Origin of the sequence: Streptomyces boncukensis, assembly GCF_011045075.1 — a bacterium.
GTDB classification, from domain to species: Bacteria; Actinomycetota; Actinomycetes; order Streptomycetales; family Streptomycetaceae; genus Streptomyces; species Streptomyces boncukensis.
Map to the genome: position 1 here is coordinate 1 of NZ_JAAKZZ010000400.1, position 7027 is coordinate 7027.

Here is a 7027-nt window from a genome sequence, read left to right on the forward strand (position 1 = left end):
CTCCACCACCCCGCCGCCGCTCTACCGCCGTTCAGCCCGGCATGCCAGCATGGGATGAGCTCCGGAGACGCCAGCAGGGCGCTTCGAGACGATCACAGGAGAACGCAGCGATGCAGCAGCAGAACTCTTCGCGGCAGCATGCCCGGAATGACGGGAATGCCCTCTATGGCGGGAAGCGCAACCGTCGGGTGACGGTGCGCGATCTCGCACTGGCCAAGGAACGCGGCGAGAAGTGGCCCATGCTCACCGCCTACGACGCCATGACGGCCTCCGTCTTCGACGAGTCCGGCATCCCCGTCCTGCTCGTCGGCGACTCGATGGGCAACTGCCACCTCGGATACGAGAGCACCGTCCCGGTCACCCTGGACGAGGTCGCGATGCTGACGGCCGCGGTCGTCCGGGGCACCCGGCACAGCCTGGTGCTGGCCGACCTCCCCTTCGGCTCGTACCAGGAGGGCGCCGTCCAGGCCCTCCGCAGCGCCACCCGGCTGGTCAAGGAGTCCGGCGCCGGAGCCGTGAAGCTGGAGGGCGGCGAGCGGTCGGCCGACCAGATCGACCTGCTGGTCCGCTCCGGCATCCCCGTCATGGCCCATGTCGGCCTCACCCCGCAGTCCGTGCACGCGATGGGGTACCGGGTGCAGGGGCGCGGCGAGGAGGCGGCACAGCAGCTGCTGCGGGACGCCAAGGCGGTGCAGGACGCCGGCGCCTTCGCGGTGGTGCTGGAGCTGGTGCCGGGGCAGGTCGCGGCGGAGGTGACGCGCTCCCTCCACATCCCGACGGTCGGCATCGGCGCAGGCCCGGACTGCGACGCGCAAGTGCTGGTCTGGACGGACATGGCGGGGCTGACGCCCGGCAAGCTCCCGCGCTTCGTGAAGCGGTACGCGGAGCTGCGGTCCGCGCTGGGCGAGGCGGCGACGGCGTTCGCGGAGGACGTGGCCGGCGGCGCGTATCCGGGCGCCGAGCACACGGTCAGCTGACCTTGTGGTGAGCTGACCTTACTCTCCGCCCCCGGCGCCGAGGGCCGCGTCTGGGCTGCCCCTTGGCGCCCATCGCGGGCCGCGGGTGCGCGGGGCCGAGCGCGCGGTTCCCGCGCCCCTGGCGGGGCGCTCTTGGCTCGGGAGACCGCTGCGCGCCCCGCAGGGGCGCGGGGCACTGCGCGCTCGGCACTCCCCCACGCTCTCGGCTTCGCTTGAGCAGAGGGGTGCCCCCACGGCGGCGCAGTCGGCGAAGCACGGGCAGGGGCAGCCCGGACGCCGACCGGGCCGGGAGCCAACTGCGCGCGGTGGCAGTATGAGGAGGTGGGTTATCGCTACTGCCTCCTCGGGACCACGCGGGTCACCCGCGAAGACGGCACCGACGTCCCCGTCGCCGGTGCCCGGCTGCGCGCCCTGCTGACGGCCCTGGCCCTCGCCGGCGGAGCGCCCGTCCGCACGGACGCGCTGGCCGCCGCCGTCTGGCCGGACGGGGACGGCGACGACGTACCGGCCGACGAGCCGGCCGCCGTGCAGGCGCTGGTCGGCCGGCTGCGCCGGGCGCTGGGCAAGGAGGCCGTCGTCTCCGCCGCAGGCGGCGGCTACCGCCTCGACGCGGAGCGCGAAGCCGTCGACCTCTTCCGCTTCGAGCGCCTCGCGGACGAGGGGGCGGGCGCCCTCGCCGACGGCGACCCCGACAAGGCGGCGGCGCTGCTGGACGACGCCCTCGCGCTGTGGCGCGGGCCCGCGCTGGCCGACCTGCCGGACGGCGGCGGCGCCTCCGCGCTCCGCGCCGCCGCGCGGCACCTCGCCGCACGCCGCGACCGGCTGGAGGCCGCGCTCGCGCTGGGCCAGGCGGAGTCCGTACTGCCCGCCGTGCGGCAACTGGCCGCCGAACACCCGCTGGACGAGCCGCTCCAGGCGCTCCGGCTGCGCGCGCTGCGCGACGCGGGGCGTACGGCCGAGGCGCTGGCCGCCTACGAGGAGGTGCGGGCCGGGCTGGCCGAGCAGTTGGGGGCCGACCCCGGGCCCCGGCTGCGCGCCCTGCACGCCGAGCTGCTGCACGCCGAGCCCGCCCCGGCACCGCACCCCGCCGCACCGGGCCCCACCGCACCGGGCCCCACCGCGCCGGGCCCCGCCGCGCCGCGGCCCGCGCGCGGGAATCTCCGCAGCCGCCTCACCTCGTTCGTCGGGCGGGACGAGGAGATCGCGGCGCTGGGCAGCGCGCTCGGCTGCTCCCGGCTGGTCACCCTGACCGGGCCCGGCGGGGCCGGGAAGACCCGGCTGTCCCTGGAGGCCGCCGAGCGGGCGCAGGCCGACCGGTCGCGGCCCGGACCGCGCTGGCGGGACGGGGTGTGGATCGCCGAACTCGCGCCCGTACGCGCCCCGGAGGACACCGCGGAGGCGGTTCTGGGCGCGCTCGGCGGCCGGGAGACCGTGCTGCGGCACAGCGCCGCCGAGGAGCTGCAGGCCGTGGCCGACCCAGCCGCGCTCGACCCGCTCGCACAGCTCGCCGAGCGCTGCGCCACCCGCGACATGCTGCTGGTGCTCGACAACTGCGAGCACATCATCGAGGCCGCGGCGCGCATCGCCGAGACGCTGCTGGTGGAGTGCCCGGGGGTGACCGTGCTGGCCACCAGCAGGGAGCCGCTGGGCGTGCCCGGGGAGGCCGTGCGCCCGGTGGAGCCGCTGCCGGACCCGATGGCGCTGCGGCTGCTGGCCGACCGGGGCGCGGCCGCGCGGCCCGGCTTCCGCGTGGAGGACGACCCCGAGGCGTGCGCGGAGCTGTGCCGCCGGCTGGACGGGCTGCCGCTGGCGATCGAGCTGGCGGCGGCGCGGCTGCGCTCGCTCACCCCGCGCCAGTTGGCCTGCCGGCTGGATGACCGGTTCCGGCTGCTGACCAGCGGCAGCCGTACGGTGCTGCCCCGGCAGCAGACGCTGCGCGCGGTCGTGGACTGGTCCTGGGAGCTGCTGGACGACGGGGAACGGGCGGTGCTGCGGCGGCTGTCGGTGTTCTCCGGCGGGTGCGAGCTGGAGCAGGCCGAGGAGGTGTGCGGCGGCCCCGAGCGGGAGACGGACGCGCTGCTGGGTTCCCTTGTCGACAAGTCGCTGGTGACAGCGGAGCCGTTCGGGGGCGCGGCGGACGCGGGGTGCGGGATGCGCTACCGGCTGCTGGAGACCGTCGCCGAGTACGCCGCGGAGAAGCTGGACGAGGTGCCCGGGGAGCGCGCGGCCGCCGAGCGGGCGCACCTGGTGGCGTACCGCGAGCTCGCCCGCACCGCCGATCCGCTGCTGCGCGGCCCCCGGCAGGCCGAGTGGCTGGCGCGGCTGGAGCGGGAGCACGACAACGTCCGCACGGCCCTGCGCCGCGCCGTGGCCGCGGGGGACGAGCAGGAGGTGCTCTGCCTGACGCTCTGCATGGGCTGGTTCTGGCAGCTGCGCGACCACCGCCCGGACGCCCGCACCTGGGCCGCGGCCGCCAGTGCGCTCGGCCCCGACCCGTTCGCCTCGCCCGCGTCCCCGGCGCCGCCGGTGTACGAGCGGGTGACGGACGCGCCGCCGCCGATGAGCGAGGAACTGCTGTGGGAGTCCCGCCGCGGCGTACGGCTGATGGTGCTGGCCGACGACTTCCACGGAGTCGCCGAGCTGGAGGACCCGCAGATGCAGCAGCGGCTGCGGAACATCACCGAGGTCTACTCCCCCGGGCTGCCGCAGACCTGCCGGGTCCCCGGCTGTATGTGGTTCTTCGCGTGGATCATGTTCGGGCGCTTCGACCGGCTCAGCGAGCTGGCCGACGCGATGGTCGACGGCTGCCGTGCGCTGGGCTACGACTGGGAGCTGGCGTTCGCCCTCCAGCTGCGGGCCAAGCTGACCAGCGACCGCTGGGGCGGCTCGGCGCACACGCACGAGGACGCGGCCGAGTCCCTGGAGATCTTCCGTCGGGTCGGCGACGCCTGGGGCGAGGCGGAGGCGCTGTCCAGCCGCGCCGAGGCGCACTGCCTGCACGGCCGCTTCCACGATGCCGCCGACGACTACCGGCTGGCCATCGAGCGCGCCGAGGAGCTCGGCGCGCACAGCCAGATCCCGATGATCAAGTCCCGGCTGGGCAACGCGCTGGTGGAGACCGGCGACCCGGACGACGCGGCCGAGGGCGACCGGCTGCTGTGGGAGGCGGTACGGGCGCACGAGAGCGGCGAGAGCGGGGACGGCGCCAACTTCGCCGCGTTCCAGCTCGCCGTCCACCTCGGCCGCCAGGGCAGGACCGGGCAGGCGCGGGAGCTGCTGCGCCCGCTGGAGGAGGAGCTCAGGGACAGGGCGCCCGCGCTGTTCGGCGGGATGACGCTCGGGCTGGTCGCGTGGACGCACATCGTGGACGGGAACGCCTCCGCGGCGCTGGCCACGGTGCGCGAGGCGCTGGACAAGAGCTGCAGCGTGCTCGCCGAGGCCGTGGCCCCGTATCTCGCCCTCGCCCAGCTGCTGACGGCCGCACGGGCGCTGGCGGCGCTGGGGCACCCGGAGCGGGCGGCGCGGCTGCTGGGGGCCTACGACGGGCTGCACCCGCTTCCGGACGGGAGCCATCCGCACCCCGTCGAGCACGAGTCGCGCCAGGCCGCCGAGGAGGCGGCGCGGGCGGGGCTGTCCGGGGAGGCGTTCGCCCGCGCGTACGCCGAGGGCGACGGCCTCTCGATCGGTGAGGCCGTCGCCCTGGCGACGGAGCCGGTACGGAACCCCGATCCCGGTCCCGGCTCCGCGCTATGACGCGGCAGCGGCAGGAACGAACCGCGCGTCAGGTCTTCTTGCGGAACATGGAGATGGCCATCGGCGCCGTCACCAGGGTGAGCCCCACGGCCCACACCACGGTCCACATCACCGGTCCGGCCACGGCGCCCTCGCCGAGCATCAGGCCGCGTGCCGAGTCCGCCACATGGGTGAGCGGATTGACGTGGGTGAACGCCTCCAGCCAGCCGGGCATGGTGTCCGTGGGGACGAACACCGAGGAGCCGAACTGCAGCGGCATCAGCACGATGAACGAGACGCCCTGCACGGCCTGCGCCGTGCGCATCGTGAGCCCCAGCAGGATGAATATCCACAGCAGCGAGGCGCCGAACAGCGCGGTGAGGCCGATGGAGGCCAGCATGCCCAGCCAGTGCCCGTTGACGTCGAAGCCGACCAGGAAGCCGACGATCAGCAGCACGACGATGGCGACCAGCATCCGGCCGACCTCCACCACCGACTTGGCGACCAGCACGGAGGACCGGGAGATGGGCATGGCCCGGAAGCGGTCCATCACGCCCTTGCGGAAGTCCTCGTTGATGCCGGTGCCGACCGCCATGGCGATCGACATGCCCATCATGCCCATCATGCCGGGGATCAGATACTGCACGTACTGGTCCCGGCTGCCCCCGCCGTCGCCGCCGATGGCGCCGCCGAAGACATAGACGAACAGCAGGGTGAAGATGATGGGCATCAGCAGCGCGTCCATCATCGACTCGGGGTCCTGCTTGATCTGCAGCGCGTTGCGGCGGGCGAGCGCGCCGATGTGCCGCAGATTCGCGCGCAGTCCGATGCGCCCCTCGCCGCCGCCGCGCCGGGCCTGCGCGGCGTCCGCACCGGGGCTCGGCGCGGCCGGCGTCGCCGACCGTGCCCCAGGAGTATCGGCCGTACCGGCCGTCTCGGCCGTATCGGTGGCGCTGCTCATGCGGCGACCTCCTCTTTCTCGTCCACGTACGCGGTCTCGTCCTCGTGGGTGGCCTTCTGGCCGGTGAGGGCCAGGAACACCTCGTCCAGGCTGGGCAGATGGGTGGCGATGTCGGCTATCCCGAAACCGCGCTCGCCGAGCAGCCCGACCACGGCCGTCAACTGCTCGTCGCTGACGATGGGCACGCTGACGACGCCCGTCTCCTCACTGGCCGTCGCGCCCCCCACGCCGTCCAGTCCGGCCTGGGCCAGGGCGCCGACCAGCTGGTGCAGCTCCGCGGCGCGCTGCGGGCGGATCTCCAGCGTCCGGCCGCCGACCTTCGCCTTCAGCTCGGGCACCCGGCCCTCGGCGATGATCTTGCCGCGGTCGATGACCGTCAGCTCGCTGGCGAGCCGTTCGGCCTCCTCCATGTACTGCGTGGTGAGCAGGACGGTGTTGCCGTCCGCCACGATGTTCTGCACCTCGTCCCACACCTCGTTGCGGGTGCGCGGGTCGAGGCCGGTGGTGGGCTCGTCCAGATACAGCACCCGGGGCCGGCCGATCATGGAGGCGGCCAGGTCGAGCCGGCGGCGCATGCCGCCGCTGTACTTGCTCACGGGGCGCCTGGCCGCCTCGGTGAGGGAGAACCGCTCCAGCATCTCGTCCGCGCGCCGGCGGGACTGGAGGCGGGGGAGGTCGAGCAGCCGCCCGATCATATAGAGGTTCTCCCAGCCGGAGAGCTTCTCGTCGACCGAGGCGTACTGCCCGGTGAGGCCGATGGTGCGGCGCAGCTCGCGGGGCTGGCGCACCACGTCGTACCCCGCGACGGTGGCCTGGCCCGCGTCGGGCTGCAGGAGAGTGGAGAGTATCCGCACCAGCGTCGTCTTGCCCGCGCCGTTCGGGCCGAGGACACCCATGACGGTGCCCTCGCGTACGTCGAGATCGATGCCGTCCACGGCCCTGGTCTCGCCGAAGTGCTTGACCAGGCCGCGAACCTCCACGGCGTTTGCGGTGGTCTTCTGTCGCGTCATGCCGTCCACAGTGCCAGGCCCCACCGACAAACGACCGACAGCCCGCCTACAGCGCCGCCAGCCTCGGCGGGGTGAGGGCCGGCCCTTCTTCCGGTGCCCCTCTTCCGGGTCCGGATTCGGGCTGCCACCGGCCGTACTTCGCGGTCTGCGGGTGCGCGGTACCCGGCCGCGCAGTTCCCCGCGCCCCTTCGGGGCACATCCGGTTCCGGTTACGGGGCACAGGCGGCGCGGAGGGCGCGGAGGGCCTCCACGATCGCGGGGCGGCGGGATGCCGCGCCGCGCCACATCGCGTACAGCTGCCGCACCGGCACCGGCTCCAGCGGCCGCAGCACCGCCCCCTCCGGCAG

4 protein-coding genes are annotated in these 7027 nt (G+C 74.7%); 2 read left to right on the top strand and 2 right to left on the bottom strand.

Annotation, left to right across the window (positions count from 1 at the left end; translation table 11 throughout):
* Positions 1-110: 110 nt before the first annotated feature.
* Together panB and G5C65_RS27925 are read left to right on the top strand one after the other, a co-directional pair.
* Complete coding sequence (gene panB / locus G5C65_RS27920; RefSeq protein WP_165301795.1) at positions 111-977, top strand: 3-methyl-2-oxobutanoate hydroxymethyltransferase; 867 nt, start codon at positions 111-113, stop codon at positions 975-977.
* 321 nt (positions 978-1298) lie between these two features.
* Positions 1299-4730 carry a BTAD domain-containing putative transcriptional regulator gene (locus tag G5C65_RS27925; protein ID WP_165301796.1) on the top strand — a complete coding sequence of 1144 codons (3432 nt, stop codon included), beginning with the start codon at positions 1299-1301 and terminating at the stop codon, positions 4728-4730.
* A gap of 28 nt (positions 4731-4758) precedes the next feature.
* On the opposite strand, the gene G5C65_RS27930 is transcribed toward G5C65_RS27925, so the two are convergent.
* Together G5C65_RS27930 and G5C65_RS27935 are read right to left on the bottom strand one after the other, a co-directional pair.
* Positions 4759-5670 (bottom strand): ABC transporter permease, encoded by a 912-nt coding sequence (locus tag G5C65_RS27930; RefSeq protein WP_165301797.1) that lies wholly within the window; start codon positions 5668-5670, stop codon positions 4759-4761.
* The gene (locus G5C65_RS27935) at positions 5667-6680 is read right to left on the bottom strand and encodes an ATP-binding cassette domain-containing protein (RefSeq protein ID WP_165301798.1); all 1014 of its coding nucleotides are present in this window, start codon (positions 6678-6680) and stop codon (positions 5667-5669) included. The genes G5C65_RS27930 and G5C65_RS27935 overlap by 4 nt, the downstream gene beginning before the upstream one ends.
* Positions 6681-7027: the final 347 nt, after the last annotated feature.